Source organism: Streptomyces sp. NBC_00271 (genome assembly GCF_036178845.1).
GTDB lineage: Bacteria > Actinomycetota > Actinomycetes > Streptomycetales > Streptomycetaceae > Streptomyces.
Genome location: NZ_CP108070.1, coordinates 7,193,386 through 7,208,746 on the forward strand (window position 1 = coordinate 7,193,386; position 15,361 = coordinate 7,208,746).

Genomic DNA, 15,361 nt, shown 5'->3' on the forward strand with positions numbered 1-15,361 from the left:
CATGAGCACCAACTCCCGTCTGCGCCAGTTCGGTTCGAAGACCGCCGGCCCCGGCCACCCCGTCTACGTCGTCGGCGAGATCGGCATCAACCACAACGGCGAGCTCGAGAACGCCTTCAAGCTGATCGACGCCGCCGCCGAGGCCGGCTGCGACGCGGTCAAGTTCCAGAAGCGCACCCCGGAGATCTGCACCCCGCGCGACCAGTGGGACATCGAGCGCGACACCCCCTGGGGCCGCATGACCTACATCGACTACCGCCACCGTGTGGAGTTCGGTGAGGACGAGTACCGCCAGATCGACGAGTACGCCAAGAGCAAGAACATCGACTGGTTCGCCTCCCCGTGGGACACCGAGGCCGTCGCCTTCCTCGAGAAGTTCGACGTCCCCGCCCACAAGGTCGCCTCCGCCTCCCTCACCGACGACGAGCTGCTCCGCGCCCTGCGCGCCACCGGCCGCACGGTGATCCTCTCCACCGGCATGTCGACCCCGAAGCAGATCCGCCACGCGGTCGAGGTCCTCGGCTCGGACAACATCCTCATGTGCCACGCCACGTCGACGTACCCGGCGGTGGCCGAGGAGCTCAACCTCCGCGTCATCAACACCCTCCAGGCCGAGTACCCGAACGTGCCGATCGGCTACTCCGGCCACGAGACGGGCCTGCAGACCACGCTGGCCGCGGTCGCCCTGGGCGCCACCTTCGTCGAGCGTCACATCACCCTCGACCGCGCGATGTGGGGCTCCGACCAGGCCGCCTCCGTCGAGCCGCAGGGCCTCACCCGCCTCGTCCGCGACATCCGCACCATCGAGGCCTCCCTCGGCGACGGCGTCAAGAAGGTCTACGAGTCCGAGCTCGGCCCCATGAAGAAGCTGCGCCGCGTCGCCGGTGTGGTCTCCGAGGCGGAGATCGCCGCGGCCGCCGGCGAGCCCGTTTCGGTTTGAGCGCCTTACGGGACGGTCGTACGCCGATGAGCCCCCGCGCCGGATCCGCCGGCCACCACACGCTTGCCTTCGTCGAGAGCCCGGTACAGCTCCTGAACATGCTGGAGTGGGCCCATGCGCACGCGCTCCGCGCGACGGGGAGCGGTGCGCCCGGGCGCGGAGCGGTGATCCCCGCGCAGGGTGGCCGGCGGTCCGGGGCGGAGTGTACGGCGGACACCGGCGCGGGGGCGGTCCACCCGGCGCACAAGGGCATCACCCTCGTGGTGCTGTCCCCGACCGACCCCATGACCCGCGGTCAGCTCCGCCGCATGGCGGAACTGGCCCGCGAAGAGGGCCACGAGGTCCGCTGGGAGGAGGCGCGCGGCGGTCCGACGGCGCCCTTCCACACGGTGGGCGGCCTCGCCCCGCTGCTGCGCCGGGCGCACCGGGTGGTGATGGGAGACCCCTTCTCCCGCTACGTACAGCTCCTGCTGACGATCACCCGGGCGCGCGAGCTGGTGGTGGTGGACGACGGCACGGCGACGATGGAGTTCGTCGCCCAGCTCGCCCGTGGCGAACGCCTGGTGCGCTGGCACCGCAAGGGCGGCCGCCCGGGCCCCCGCGACCTGCTCTTCGCCCCGGTGTCCTCCTCGGCGCGCCGCCGCCTGACGCCGAGCGCCCGGCGCACGGTCGAGATCTTCTCTTCGATGCCGATCGACGAGACCCCGGCCGGAGTCACGGTGACGGCGAACGACTTCGCCTGGACCCGCTCCCGCTTCGGCCCGCCACGCCTCACGAAGGGCGCGGACCTGGTCGGCACGTCCCTGGTCGAAACGGGCGTGGTGGACGGCGAGCGTTACCTGGAGGCGGTCCAGTCCCTCGCCAGGGCGCACGGCGCGACGCGTTACTTCGCCCACCGCCGCGAGAGTTCGGAGAAACTGCACCGCCTGGCGGTCGAGACGGGCCTGGAGGTGGTGCGCCCCGACCTCCCCCTGGAACTGATCGCCCGCCGCGGCCCCATCGGCCGTACGATCCTCAGCTTCCCGTCCACGGTCGTCCACACCCTGCCGCTGGCCCTGGTCGGCACGGAGGTCCGGGTGGCCGTCTGCGACATCGACCCGGCGTGGCTGACGGAGAACGCGTCACCGCGGGCGCAGGGCTTTCTGTCGGGGGTGACGGGGACGGCGCGGGATGTGGAGCGGCTGCCGTCGGTGAACGTGGTGTAGCAGGATGCGCGGGTCTTTCGCAGAGGGCCTAGAAGCCCCTGTTCAACTGTACGTAGTGACGTAGGGAGTTGGCTTTGCCCGCCGCCGTGAGCAGGCTGTCGCCGGCGATGGTGACCAGGGCGCGGACACCGCTGTCGGCCCAGGCGCACATGGCGAAGGTCCGATTCCGGATGGACAGCGCCTGGCACTTGAAGAGCACGGGCTGCTTCTTTTGGGTGTCGTCCCTCAAGACGATCAGCTCCGGCTTTTTCACCACCTTCACCCCAGGTGCCCCGGCGGCCGTCTCCAGCATGTGGTTCCGGGCCCGTCGAGGGTCCTCGATCCGGCCGTAGGCGCCGTCCAGAGTCAGCCAGTCATACGGATACCCCGACACAGCCGGCCTGTACAGAGCGGACACCTCCGTCACGCTCTCGTGGTCCGGATCCGGCGCGGTGGCGATGGTCGGGACGTAGTCCGGCCGTTTCTCCTCCAGGATCGCGCCGCTGTCCCAGATCAGCTCAGGGGTTTCGAGGGTGGCCGGGCCGGCCGGGTACCCCCGGGTGAAGGTCTTGGTACCGAGCACTGGGCCGTGCACCACGCTCCAGGTGCCCAGCCCCGCGCAGAGAGCCGCCGCGGTGCACAACGCCCACATCGTCCGGCGCGCACGGGCGCGGGTCAGGAACAGTACGAGGACAGCGAGGACACCGAAACCGCCGGCCACGCCGAGCAGGGCGGCGCCGACGGTCTCCCGGCGTGCTCGACTCTCCTCGGTCTCGCCCTCCTCCTGGGGCGCCGGGGCCGTGACGAGGAAGCTCGCACCGTCGTCCTGCCGGTTCCTCCCATCGTCCGCTCCTCTGGCCATGGGGACGAAGACCACGCTGCCCATGTGACCTATGAAGGCTTTGTCCACGTGGAACGTCAGCGGGGACACCGTGTCGCATCTGATGCGCAGACGACCCGGATCCGTAGCACTCTTCACCTTGCGGCAGCTCTTGTGCTCGTCAAGCCCGACCGGTGAGGTGTCCTCGGGCAGTCTGTACTTGATCGCAATGCCCGCCCCGAGGGGCGCCCCCTCCGGCACGTAGACACGCGAACCGTCCGGCCGGCTCGTGAAGACCTTGGGCCGCGCGGTAAGGGTCCCGCCCACGTCGCTGGTGAGATAGGGCTGCTCCAGCGAGAGCCCGTAGTCGGGCTTGGCGGGCTCGGACCGCTGTGCGGGCAGGGCCGTTGCGGGATTGGCCGCTCCCAGGGTGGTCAGGACCACCGTCGCGGCAACACCGAGCGGCACACGCATGGCACGCCTCAGCGATGACGCACGGCGTCCGCCCGGGTTGGTGCGGTGAGCGAACATCTCTGGCCGTTCCCCTCGAGTCGAGTGGTGCACCCACCAGACTCTCGGCACGGTCGCAGAGTTGTACGGGCTTGCGCACACCGGGAGGCGCCTTGGACCACTCTCCGCCTCGGCCGTGCTGCCTCGGCGCGCCGCATCGGCGGTGCCGCTCAGCCCCGGCGGGGGAGGGGACTCCGGCTCAGCGCCGCGTTCGCGACGTGTCAGGCTGGGCATCGGCCTGATGCCGCACGCCTCCTGAAAAGGCCCTGCCCCCACCGCGAACCGAAGCGGTGGGGGCAGGGCCTCTGCCGAGCGGACTACTCGCAGTGGACTACAGGTAGTACCCGAACAGGTCGGCGATCACGTGCGCGCTGCCGGCGTTCGGACGGAAGTCGATCTTTCCGTTGACGACGGGCACGGTCACCAGGTTGGCCACGGTCTGGCCGGCGGTCCAGTTGAGGTTGGACGCGTTCGGCAGCGTGGTCCCGTCGGGCCAGACGGTCAGGAAGCCGTTGGTCGTCGGGGCCGTGACGGTGACGTTGAGGACCACGGCCTTGGCGTTCGCCAGGGTGTGGCCGTCGTTGATGTTCAGCACCTGGGTGGAGCCGCCGGCGACCGGCGCGGTGCCGGACGTGCCGAGGGCGTACCGGGTGTCGAGCAGCCGGCTCGGGCCCGCGGTGTGGAAGGACGAGCCCTCCGTCGTGGGCGTGTAGTAGCCGAAGACGTCCGCGATGAAGTGCACGGTGCCGAGGCCGGCGTTGTACAGGTTCACCTTGCCGTCCGCGCCGATGGGCAGGACGACCATGTTCGGACGAGTCTGACCCTTGAGCCAGTTGATGTTCGACGCGGTCGGGCGGGTCGCGCCGCTGGGGTACGCGATCAGGTGGCCGGTCGAGGTCGGCGCGGTGGCCGTGACGTTGAGGACCACGGCGGTGGCGCCCGTGGCGGGCACGCCGCCGACGCCCGCGACCGTCAGGGACACGCTGCCCTGGCCGGCGACCGGGGTCTTGCCGGGGACGCCGATGGCGTTGCGGGTGTCGAGGATCCGGGCCGGGCCCTTGGGCAGGTAGGTGCTGCCGCCGACCTCGGTGGAGTAGTAGCCGGAGACGTCCGCGATGAAGTGCACGGTGCCGCTGCCGGCGTTGAAGAGGTCGATCGAGCCGTCCTTGCCGACCGGGACGGTCACCAGGTTCGGGACGATCTCGCCCTTGAGCCAGTTCATGTTGGACGAGGCCGGGCGGGTGGTGCCGCTCGGGTACGCGATGAGGTGACCGGTCGCGGTGGGCGCGGCGGCCGTGACGTTGACGACGACCGCGGTGACACCGGTGGCCGGGACGCCGCCGGCGCCCGTCACCTTCAGCTTGACTGTGCCGTTCGCGGCGACCGGGGAGGTGCCGGCGCGGCCGATGCCGTAGCGGGTGTCGAGGATGCGGGCCGGGGTCAGCGCGTTGAAGGTGCCGGCCGGGGAGCGCGGGACGGCCTGGCACAGGCCCTTGACGATCTCGCGGCCGTTCGGGGCGCCGAGGCCGGTCGCCAGGTCGTAGCCGGTGCCGGCCTGGTACAGGCCGCTGACGTTGCCGGAGTCCGTCACGTTGTTGTTGCCGGTGGTGACGTCACGGAACGCGGTGGCCGGGAGCTTGTACAGCGCCGGGTGGACGTAGCCGACGGAGCCGTTGGCCTGGCAGGCGAGATCCTGGTCGGCCTGCGCCATGAGCGCGGCCCACACCGGGGCGGCGCCGCTGGTGCCGCCGATGATCGACCAGTACTGGCCGCCGGCGCCGTCCTGGCCGAAGGCGACCGGGTAGCCGGTGGCCGGGTCGCCCACGCCGGAAACGTCCGGGACCTGACGGCAGGTCCTGCCCTCTCCGGCGACGCAGGCGTCGGTGTAGCCGAGGCCGGTCCTGCCGGCCTGGAAGCCGTCGGCGGCCAGCGGGAAGTGCTGAGAGACGCCGCCGCCGGAGCCCGTCCAGGTCGTCTGGGAGGAGACCGAGGTCCGCATGGTGGTGCCGCCGACGCCGAGGACGTACGGCGAGCTCGCCGGGTTGTCGGTGGCCAGCTGGTCGGCGTTGGGCGCGCTGTAGGAGGGGCTGTAGCAGTCGGTGGAGCCGCTGTCGCCGGAGGCGGCGACGACGGTCTGGCCCTGGGCGGCGGCCTGCTGGAACAGCAGGTTCTCGGCGTCCATCACCTCGGTCGGCGTGTTCCGCTCACAGCTGCCCCAGCTGACCGAGACGACCTTGGCCCGGTTCTCCGTGACGATGCTGCGGAAGACGTCCGTGCCGTCCTCCCAGGTGTTCGGGCCTTGGTAGACCAGGATCTTGGACTGCGGGGCGAGGCCGGCGATGGTCTCGACGTCCAGCGCGGTCTCCAGACCCACGCCGGTGTCCATGCTCGCCGGCTCCGTGGGACCGCCGTTGACCCGGACCGAGCTGACCGGAACCTTCGTGCCGTGGCACGCCTGGTAGCTCGCGATGTCCCGCAGGTCGTAGTTCTCCAGCGAGTAGACGGCGATCGTGGTGCCGGTCTGTACGTTGGGCTGGTCCGCCATGTTGTACTGGAGCGCCAGGGACCTGGCGCTCCAGTAGTCCTGCGTGTCGTAGGCGGCCGGGGGCGACGCGAACAGGTCCTTGATGTCCGTGCACATCGCCGGGGTGGTCCCCGTCAGGCGGGACTCGCGGGCGCCGTCGCCTGAAACCGTGGTCCGCTGCTTGCGGGCCGCGCCCTTCGCGCCGGTGTTCCTCGGCTGGTACGCCCCCAGCGTGTTCAGGCCGACCACCGCGCGGACGCCGCCCGCCGTCGCGCCGTCGAACTGCGGCGCGCGGGTGTTGGTGAAACCGGTCGTGCCGTTCTTCAGCTTGTAGCCGTCGAACTCGGTCGCGAAGGCCTTCGCCGCCTGCGCGACCGTCGCGTGCACCGGCAGCGTGAGCCCGTCGGACTCCAGCTCGCCGACGGTGAGGCCCTTCGCCTCCAGTTCGGTGCGGACCCGCCCCACGGTCTGCGGCAGCGCGCCGAAGGCGGCCGCGAACTCGCCCGTACCGAGGTACTGGTGGAAGTTCGGGGACCTTGGGTTGGAGACCTCGGCGACGAAACGGTTCAGCGCGGCCGGGTCGCGCGGCTCCAGGACGACGCTCAGGTCGAGCATCCGCCCTGCCGCCGGGTCCGCCGAACGGACGGCGCCCTGCGGGACCTTCGGCGCCGAGCCGACCCGCTGCGGGGCCGGCTTGTCCGTCGTGGCCGCGTACGACACCGGCGTCACGGTGGCGGCCACGGCCAGCGCGGCAACGGCTGCCGTGCCCCATCTAAATGCCTTCTCACGGGCGATATTGCCCATGCACACTCCCCTTTGCGATCCCTGTCGCCCGGGTGTGCGCGGGCAGGTGAAACCGCGGAGGGGTGCGACCGTGCGGGTATGCGGGCACGGCGAAAGCGTGAAGAGTCCGTCCAGGAGGTCCGGGCATGACCGGCCCAGGACCAGAACTACGTAAGCCCCCCCGGCGGTGTCACCGCTCCTGCGCGGCGGACGACAGCCAGAACTGAATCTTTATCAGCCGCGAAATCGACCCGCCAAGGGGGGTACCGGTCTTTATCGGACCGTGATCAGAACAAACCGTAACGTCTGAGGATGTTGATCACGTTTCGCCGAGCTGGGGACCGCACCGGCCTGCGCGGGCCCGGGGCGGTCACTGTGAGCTGCCTCGTCGAGATGGACGGAGGTCCAGGCCGGGCCGGTGGCACCGTCCGGCGCTACCGTGGAGGCAGCGATACGCCCTGTAATCAGCGGAGGGCCGCGGAGACCAGCATGATCGAACGGCCGATGGCCATAGAGCCGACACCGACGGCCGGAGCGTTCGAGGACCTGCTCCGAATCGTCGAGCAGCTGGACACACCTGACGGCTACAAGGCCGAGCTCATCCGGGGGGAAGATCGTCGTGTCACCGGGGTCGAAGCTGCGCTACAAGAAGGCGATGAAGTCGCTGCGCCGACAGCTGGAGCCCCACGCACCCAAAGGGCACGACGTCGACGTGGCGCCGTTCCTCTTCGTCTTCCCCGGCGCGGAGCGGGGCTTCGGCCCCGATCTGCACGTCGCCGACGAAGCGGCCTTCGACGCCGAAGGCCGTCACGCCGATGGCGAGGCTCTCTCCCTGGTCGCCGAGCTGACCTCCACGTCGACCAAGGACGTCGACTGGCTCGACAAGCTGGACGCGTACGGGCGCGTGGTCCCTGTCCACCTCGTCCTCGACATGCAGGCCTTCGAACAAGCTGCGAACACCCCGGATCCGGCCGGACCGCCGCTATCCCCCAGGCATACCGCACCCAGGGGCGACGGGCCGAAGAAGAATGTCCGGTACGACCTGAGGCGGAGAGAGCCTAGGCCCCGGCACTAGAAGCCATCGCCCAACTGTACGTAGTGACGTAGGGAGTTGGCTTTGCCCGCCGCCGTGAGCAGGCTGTCGCCGGCGATGGTGACCAGGGCGCGGACACCGCTGTCGGCCCAGGCGCACATGGCGAAGGTCCGATTCCGGATGGACAGCGCCTGGCACTTGAAGAGCACGGGCTGCTTCTTTTGGGTGTCGTCCCTCAAGACGATCAGCTCCGGCTTTTTCACCACCTTCACCCCAGGTGCCCCGGCGGCCGTCTCCAGCATGTGGTTCCGGGCCCGTCGAGGGTCCTCGATCCGGCCGTAGGCGCCGTCCAGAGTCAGCCAGTCATACGGATACCCCGACACAGCCGGCCTGTACAGAGCGGACACCTCCGTCACGCTCTCGTGGTCCGGATCCGGCGCGGTGGCGATGGTCGGGACGTAGTCCGGCCGTTTCTCCTCCAGGATCGCGCCGCTGTCCCAGATCAGCTCAGGGGTTTCGAGGGTGGCCGGGCCGGCCGGGTACCCCCGGGTGAAGGTCTTGGTACCGAGCACTGGGCCGTGCACCACGCTCCAGGTGCCCAGCCCCGCGCAGAGAGCCGCCGCGGTGCACAACGCCCACATCGTCCGGCGCGCACGGGCGCGGGTCAGGAACAGTACGAGGACAGCGAGGACACCGAAACCGCCGGCCACGCCGAGCAGGGCGGCGCCGACGGTCTCCCGGCGTGCTCGACTCTCCTCGGTCTCGCCCTCCTCCTGGGGCGCCGGGGCCGTGACGAGGAAGCTCGCACCGTCGTCCTGCCGGTTCCTCCCATCGTCCGCTCCTCTGGCCATGGGGACGAAGACCACGCTGCCCATGTGACCTATGAAGGCTTTGTCCACGTGGAACGTCAGCGGGGACACCGTGTCGCATCTGATGCGCAGACGACCCGGATCCGTAGCACTCTTCACCTTGCGGCAGCTCTTGTGCTCGTCAAGCCCGACCGGTGAGGTGTCCTCGGGCAGTCTGTACTTGATCGCAATGCCCGCCCCGAGGGGCGCCCCCTCCGGCACGTAGACACGCGAACCGTCCGGCCGGCTCGTGAAGACCTTGGGCCGCGCGGTAAGGGTCCCGCCCACGTCGCTGGTGAGATAGGGCTGCTCCAGCGAGAGCCCGTAGTCGGGCTTGGCGGGCTCGGACCGCTGTGCGGGCAGGGCCGTTGCGGGATTGGCCGCTCCCAGGGTGGTCAGGACCACCGTCGCGGCAACACCGAGCGGCACACGCATGGCACGCCTCAGCGATGACGCACGGCGTCCGCCCGGGTTGGTGCGGTGAGCGAACATCTCTGGCCGTTCCCCTCGAGTCGAGTGGTGCACCCACCAGACTCTCGGCACGGTCGCAGAGTTGCCCTCGACGACTACGCCGCCGACACCCATCCCCAGCTTGTCGCCCGCCTGGTCGGCGAACTGCGCGAACTCCTCGCCCTGGAGCTGGACGAGTCCGACTACGCCCTGGCAGTCGCCGAACTGGGCATGGAGGTCGACCCACCGGCTCCCTAGAGCCCCAGCGGCTGGCTCACCCTCGTCGCCGAACGGCTCGCGGTGCCGCGAGCGGACTACGGGCCGGACGCCGGTCAGTAAGGCGCACGGCTCGTTCGCTGCCCCACGTACACCGCGAACGCCGCCCAGGCGGACGGGGCGACCGCGACCATGGGCCCCGTCACGTCCTTTGAGTCACGGACCGCGACGGTGCCGGGTATGTTGCGGGCGACTTCGACGCACTCGCCGTTGCCGCTGCTGTGACTGGACTTGGTGAACTCGAACTGCAGCACAGCTCACAACTCCTTGCGGATGCGTTCGATCAGGGCGGTGGAATCGCGAAGAGCGAGTCCGCTCCGGACAATCCGCTCGAATGTGGCGTTGTGGCGCGCGGCGTCGGCCTCGCTCTCCAGCCACAGGGTAGACGAGGTGGTGTCCATGTAGACCACGTCCATCGCGCCGGGTTCGGCGAACGAGACGACGCTGAAGGCGCTGGTCATCCCGGGATGGGAACCGGCGAGGAAGGGAAGCACCTGAAGCCTGACGTTGGGCAGGCGGGACGCTTCCGCCAGGTGCGCCAGTTGTACGCGCATGACCTCGCGGCCGCCGACAAGTTGGCGCAGAGCGCCCTCGCCCACGACAGCCCACAGGTTGAGAGGGTTCGTGTCCGTCAAGCGTGCCTGCCGCGCGATCTTCGCCTCGACGAAACGCTCGATGTCGTCGGGGTCATCCCAGTCGGCGTTGCCGATCGCGAGAGCCCGGGCGTAGTCCGGAGTCTGCAAGAGGCCGGGAACGAAGGCGCCTTGCCAGGTACGGATTCCGGTCGAGATGTCCTCGAGGGCCACGTACTCAACCAGAGAGCGAAGCTCGGGGTACTGGTTCCACCACCCCTTGGCCTTACGGCGCCCCCGGTCGGTCTTGGCGAGGTTCAGCAGCCGCTCCACGACCTTGGGGTCGGTCACGCCGTACAGGTCGCACAGGATCTGGATGTCGGGATCGCGGAAGGGGACCCAGCCGCGCTCCATCTTGGCGACCTTGGCCGCAGTTGCCGACAGCGCCTCCGCGGCTTGTGGCTGCGTCAGGCCGGCTGTGTCGCGCAGCGTCAGCAGCTCACCGCCCAACTTGCGGGCGAGGACGGTGGATACGCGGTTGCCGCGCGTGAACGGGACTGCGGTCACGTCGGATTACCTCCCGGGTCGCGGCCAGTGTGCAGGTCGTCGAACAGGGTCGCAAAGCGAGGGGACATATTTCCCTGAGACTCCTTGCCTGTCATGCCGCCAGTCAACTACTGTCAGTTTTCAAGCGACTACCCAACGACACCGGTTGGCGGAAGTGCACCGCGCTGCCCAAACCGGCACCGCGCGGCAGAGTCACCCCATCTGGCACCCTCGCGCAAGGAGACGCACCCCGTGACCAACTCCTGCCCTCCCCCTCGCTTCCCCAAGGGCGACGACCGCTACGACTCCGTGGACTACACCCCCTACCCGAGCAACATCCCCCGCGCCCGTAGGCACGTCGCTCAACTCGCCGTCGACTGGGGTCACCCCGACGTCGCCGGGGACGCGGCGCTGCTGGCAAGCGAGTTGTGCACGAACGCCCTGCTCCACGGGTGCTTACGGGACCGCCTGTTCCGCGTCGAGACGTCGCTGACCGGCAACGCGCTGCGCGTCGCCGTGACCGACCCGAGGGGTGAGCGGCTTCCATATATCCCCACGCCCGTCGCCGATGACCAGTTCGGCCGCGGCCTCCTCATCGTCCGCGCGCTCGCGAACCGCTGGGCCGTGGAGAAACTCACCGTCGGTAAGACCGTCTGGGCGGAGCTGGAAACGCGCGGGGGCCTCGATGCCTAACCTGCTGAGCCGTCTGCGTTGGTGCCGCGGCGGTACCTTGGCCGCACGGCGAAAGGAGACGCGGATGGCAGCCGAGTGGCAGAACGCGGTGGCCGAGGCTCAGGAGGCCACCGGGTTCACGGGTGAAATCGTCCGACGTACCGTCGAAGGTATCGGGACAGCCCTGCGGCTCGATCACCGCGCCGACTTCTACGCGGAACTCGGCACCCTGGCCGACTCCGGCGGCTTCGAGGCGTTCCTCAATCACTGGTGGACCCAGGCGCTCGCCGACTCGGCTCCGAACGGAGACGCGCGCGAGGAGGCTGTCGACTTCGCCGATGTGGCCGTCTCCGTGTATGCGAGGGCCGTGGGCGGCCCGACTGTCACGCAGGCCGAGATCGACGCCCTCGTCGCCGGAGCGGAAGCCTCTTGAGCCACACGATCGTCTGGGAGCGGGCGGCCACCGAAGGCCTCAAACGACTCCGGGCTCGCGACGGCGACGCGGTGAAACCCCTGGTCAACGCAATCAACGCGCTGGCTGGGAACCCCGAACCCGCCGCCAGCAGCAAGCTCGGCAGCACCAACCTGCGGCGGCTGCGCGTGGGTGTCTACAGAGCCACGTATGAAATCGACGGAGTCACCGTCGCGATCAAGATCCTCATGGTCGGCACCACGGCCGCCTGACGTCGTCGACCGATCAGGAGCCCCAGGTCATCCCCACGCCCCTCCGACGCGGACCCCGGCGGGGCCCCTCGTGCCCGGGTCGACAGGGAGTGGTGTTCCGGCATTCGTGCGCATGATCTTGGTCGGGTCTGTGGGACCGTAGGGGACGGGAATGAGCTCGGTCACCCCGAGCGTTCCCCTATGGGAGTTCGCCGGCAGCCCCGGTGGACTGGATCGAGAGAGGGGCGGCGGCCCGCATCAAGGGCCCGCGTCACCCCGTGGTCACGGACCGTCACCGCAGTCGGCCATCGTGGCGGACATGGCAGTCGGCCATCGTCCCGGACGCGACAGTCGGCCTTCGGCCCGGATGCGGTCCGGGCAGGGCGCGCATACCGTCTGGCTCAAGATCCCATCGTCCGGAAAGGCGGGCGAGCTTACCCATCCCACCGGAAACCTATGCGGCGCGTGGCCAAGTTTCTTCCCCTAACGGGCTGAAGTTTTGTTGATCGTGGGTCAGTTGGCCGCCCCGCCGCCCTACCCTTCAAAGGGTGAACCAATTGATGTCCCGAGAGTACGAGGCCGATGTCCCCGGGGGAGCAGCGCTCCCCGGCACCCTGCCCGACGCCCTGCGTGCCGAGCTGATCGCGTTCCGGCGCGACCTGCACATGCACCCGGAGCTCGGCAACCAGGAGTTCCGCACCACCGCGGCACTCAAGGCACGCCTGGAGCAGGCGGGCCTCAAGCCCCGCGTGCTCGACATCGGGACCGGGCTCATCTGTGACATCGGGATCGACGCCGGTGAAGGTGCGGGGGAGGGCGAAGGGGACGGGGCACGGGACCGCGTACGGGACCGTGCGGTCGACGGCGGACGCGGCATGCTCGCCCTGCGCGCCGACATCGACGCGCTGCCCATCCCGGACGCGAAGAGTGACTGCGCGTACCGCTCGACCGTGCCCGACCGCGCGCACGCCTGCGGCCACGACGTGCACACGACCGTCGTCCTCGGCGCCGGGCTCGTCCTCGCCGAGCTGCATCGCCAGGGGCTCCTGCCGCATCCCGTACGGCTGATCTTCCAGCCCGCCGAAGAGGTCCTGCCCGGGGGCGCGCCCGACGCCATCGAGTCCGGAGTGCTGGAGGGCGTGGGGCGGATCATCGGCGTGCACTGCGACCCGAAGGTCGACGCCGGACGGATCGGACTGCGCCACGGTCCCATCACCTCCGCCTGCGACCGGCTGGAAGTCTCACTCGACGGCGCCGGCGGCCACACCGCGCGCCCCCACCTCACCACCGACCTCGTCACCGCCGCCGCGCGCGTCGTCACCGACGTACCGTCCCTCGTCGCCCGGCGTGTGGACGCCCGCAGCGGGCTCGCGGTGACCTGGGGACGGGTCGAGTCCGGGCACGCCTGCAACGTCATCCCGCAGCACGCCGAGCTCTCCGGGACCGTCCGCTGCCTCGACCTCGAGGCCTGGCGGCAGGCGCCCGACCTGGTGCACGCGGCCATCGACGAGATCGCGAACCTGTACCGCGCCAAGTCCGAGATCAACTACATCCGGGGCGTCCCGCCGGTCGTCAACGACCCGGCGGTCACGGAACTCCTCCATGACGCCATGACCTCGCGGCGCGGCGCGCACTCCGTCGAGGACACCGAGCAGAGCCTCGGCGGCGAGGACTTCTCCTGGTACCTGGAGCACGTGCCCGGCGCCATGGCGCGCCTCGGCGTCCGTACGCCGGGCGAGCGCACCACCCGTGACCTGCACCGCGGCGACTTCGACGCCGACGAGTCGGCCATCACGGTCGGAGTCGAGCTCTTCACCGCGGCGGCCCTGCTGGACGCGATCCGCTAGGCCCCCTCCATGGCGGCGCACAAGTGACGCAGGGGTACCCGGGCCGCCGGTCCGCCCGATGCCCCGATCGGCACCCCTTCGTCCGCTTGCGTCACCCCGCCGTAACGGGTGGCGCGCAAACGTAACCCGGTGGCGGCACGGTTCGATAACGGCCCGGAGAAACCCCGTTCCCCTCCCCTTCTACGCGCGTTACTGTGCGCCGAAATCGCTGCGTTGGTGGCGTGTTGGGGAAGCGGACCGGCGACGGCCGTGGGGATGAAGGGTGCTTGCTGTGCGTCTGATGTCTCGGAGGACCAGGTTCTCCCAAGCAGCGGTGGCCGTCTCGGTCATCGCCCTCGCGGCGGTCGGTTGTGGCAAGTCGAGCACCGACACGAGTAGCGACTCGAACAAGAGCTCGTCCAAGAACTCGTCGGGCTACACCGGAAAGGGCATCGGTCTCGCGTACGACATCGGCGGCAAGGGCGACCAGTCCTTCAACGACGCCGCGTACGCCGGGTTCCAGAAGGCCGAGACGGAGTTCAAAATCGGCGGCCGGGACCTCGAGCCGACCGACGGTGAGTCGGACGCCGACAAGGTGCAGCGCCTGGAGCAGCTCGCCAAGACCGGCTACAACCCCGTGATCGGCGTCGGCTTCGCCTACGCGCCGGCCATCAAGGAGGTCGCCGCGAAGTACCCGAAGACCACCTTCGGCATCATCGACGACGAGCAGGACAAGGCGGCCAATGTCGCCGACATGGTCTTCTCCGAGGAGCAGTCCTCCTACCTCGCGGGCGTGGCCGCGGCCAAGGCGACCAAGAAGAACCACATCGGCTTCATCGGCGGCGTGGACATCCCCCTCATCCACAAGTTCGAGGCGGGCTTCGACCAGGGCGCCAAGTCGGTCAACCCGAGCATCAAGATCGAGTCGCAGTACCTGACGCAGACCCCCGCCGAGGGCGGCTTCTCCAGCCCCGACAAGGGCAAGGACGCGGCGGCCGGCCAGATCGAAAAGGGCGCCGACGTGCTTTACCACGCCGCCGGTCTGTCCGGTCAGGGCGTGATCTCCGAGGCCGCCGCCAAGAAGGTGTGGGCCATCGGCGTCGACTCCGACCAGTACGCGCAGTCGGCCCTCGCCAAGTACAAGGACTACATCCTGGGCTCGGCGCTGAAGAACGTCGGCGGCGCGGTCTACGACCTGGTGAAGTCGGTCGTGGACGGCAAGCCCCTCTCGGGCGTCGTGCGCGGCGACCTGAAGTCCGGCGGCGTCGGCTTCGCGGACACCAACCCGAAGTACAAGGCCATGACGGACGCCGTCGCGGCGGTCGACAAGGCCAAGCAGGACATCATCGGCGGCAAGGTCACCGTCAACACGAAGTAACTCCGTCGGCCAGGCGGATCAAGCGGATCAACCACGCCCCGCCCCCGGACGCGCCCCCATGGGCACGCCGGGGGCGGGGCGCTTTCACGACATGGACGTGGCCACGACCGACGTAACCCCTGAGGGGCGTCTGTCCGGGGTAGCGGAGACGGGGGAGGCTGCGGACGCCCCCGAGGGCCGGACCGGTGGGTGGGGTCGGTGGGTGGGGCCGGGGATGGTTCCCGGGCCGCCCGCCCCCCGGTACCGCCGCGCATCCCACCCCTCACCCCCTCCCCGCACCCCCCATGCCACCGCACAGCCCCCGCCCCCCTTTGCTTTGCCTCCCGCAAGCGCCCC

13 protein-coding genes and 1 pseudogene are annotated in these 15,361 nt (G+C 69.9%); 9 read left to right on the plus strand and 5 right to left on the minus strand.

Annotated features, from left to right (window positions below; translation table 11 throughout):
- Position 1 precedes the first annotated feature (1 nt).
- The gene (locus OG798_RS32835) at positions 2–940 is read left to right on the plus strand and encodes an N-acetylneuraminate synthase family protein (protein ID WP_267062670.1); all 939 of its coding nucleotides are present in this window, start codon (positions 2–4) and stop codon (positions 938–940) included.
- 26 nt (positions 941–966) lie between these two features.
- Positions 967–2,145, plus strand: a complete 1,179-nt coding sequence (locus tag OG798_RS32840; protein ID WP_267062671.1) for a hypothetical protein — start codon at positions 967–969, stop codon at positions 2,143–2,145.
- A gap of 28 nt (positions 2,146–2,173) precedes the next feature.
- Here the strand turns inward: OG798_RS32840 and OG798_RS32845 are convergent, their stop codons facing one another.
- Together OG798_RS32845 and OG798_RS32850 are read right to left on the minus strand one after the other, a co-directional pair.
- A complete protein-coding gene (locus OG798_RS32845) occupies positions 2,174–3,418 on the minus strand; it encodes a hypothetical protein (protein ID WP_328758120.1) in 1,245 nt (414 codons plus the stop codon).
- 367 nt (positions 3,419–3,785) lie between these two features.
- A complete protein-coding gene (locus OG798_RS32850; RefSeq protein WP_267062673.1) occupies positions 3,786–6,782 on the minus strand; it encodes a S53 family peptidase in 2,997 nt (998 codons plus the stop codon).
- A gap of 598 nt (positions 6,783–7,380) precedes the next feature.
- On the opposite strand from OG798_RS32850, the gene OG798_RS32855 reads away from it, so the two are divergent.
- Positions 7,381–7,836, plus strand: coding sequence for a Uma2 family endonuclease (locus OG798_RS32855; protein ID WP_267062674.1), 456 nt, complete (start codon positions 7,381–7,383; stop codon positions 7,834–7,836).
- Here OG798_RS32855 and OG798_RS32860 read toward each other — a convergent pair.
- Positions 7,833–9,077, minus strand: coding sequence for a hypothetical protein (locus tag OG798_RS32860; RefSeq protein ID WP_328758121.1), 1,245 nt, complete (start codon positions 9,075–9,077; stop codon positions 7,833–7,835). The two genes, OG798_RS32855 and OG798_RS32860, sit on opposite strands and share 4 nt — an antisense overlap.
- A gap of 120 nt (positions 9,078–9,197) precedes the next feature.
- Between OG798_RS32860 and OG798_RS32865 the strand changes: the two are divergent.
- Positions 9,198–9,431 (plus strand): annotated as a pseudogene (locus OG798_RS32865) (contact-dependent growth inhibition system immunity protein); the annotation flags it as partial.
- On the opposite strand, the gene OG798_RS32870 reads toward OG798_RS32865, so the two are convergent.
- Together OG798_RS32870 and OG798_RS32875 are read right to left on the minus strand one after the other, a co-directional pair.
- Entirely contained in the window at positions 9,425–9,622 is a 198-nt protein-coding gene (locus tag OG798_RS32870) for a DUF397 domain-containing protein (RefSeq protein ID WP_267062676.1), read from the minus strand. The pseudogene OG798_RS32865 and the gene OG798_RS32870 sit on opposite strands and share 7 nt — an antisense overlap.
- 3 nt (positions 9,623–9,625) lie before the next feature.
- On the minus strand, positions 9,626–10,507 hold the full coding sequence (locus OG798_RS32875; protein WP_095852944.1) for a DUF5753 domain-containing protein: 882 nt from the start codon (positions 10,505–10,507) through the stop codon (positions 9,626–9,628).
- A 231-nt stretch (positions 10,508–10,738) separates the two neighbouring features.
- Between OG798_RS32875 and OG798_RS32880 the strand changes: the two genes are divergently transcribed.
- The 5 genes from OG798_RS32880 (at position 10,739) to OG798_RS32900 (ending at position 15,025) form a co-directional block, all read left to right on the plus strand.
- Entirely contained in the window at positions 10,739–11,179 is a 441-nt protein-coding gene (locus tag OG798_RS32880) for an ATP-binding protein (protein WP_328758123.1), read from the plus strand.
- A 64-nt stretch (positions 11,180–11,243) separates the two neighbouring features.
- On the plus strand, positions 11,244–11,591 hold the full coding sequence (locus OG798_RS32885) for a hypothetical protein (RefSeq protein WP_267062679.1): 348 nt from the start codon (positions 11,244–11,246) through the stop codon (positions 11,589–11,591).
- The gene (locus tag OG798_RS32890) at positions 11,588–11,842 is read left to right on the plus strand and encodes a type II toxin-antitoxin system RelE family toxin (protein WP_121415206.1); all 255 of its coding nucleotides are present in this window, start codon (positions 11,588–11,590) and stop codon (positions 11,840–11,842) included. Before OG798_RS32885 ends, OG798_RS32890 begins: the two co-directional genes overlap by 4 nt.
- Positions 11,843–12,381: 539 nt before the next feature.
- Entirely contained in the window at positions 12,382–13,668 is a 1,287-nt protein-coding gene (locus tag OG798_RS32895; RefSeq protein WP_095852941.1) for an amidohydrolase, read from the plus strand.
- 280 nt (positions 13,669–13,948) lie between these two features.
- Entirely contained in the window at positions 13,949–15,025 is a 1,077-nt protein-coding gene (locus tag OG798_RS32900; RefSeq protein ID WP_179436458.1) for a BMP family lipoprotein, read from the plus strand.
- The last annotated feature ends 336 nt before the right edge of the window (positions 15,026–15,361 follow it).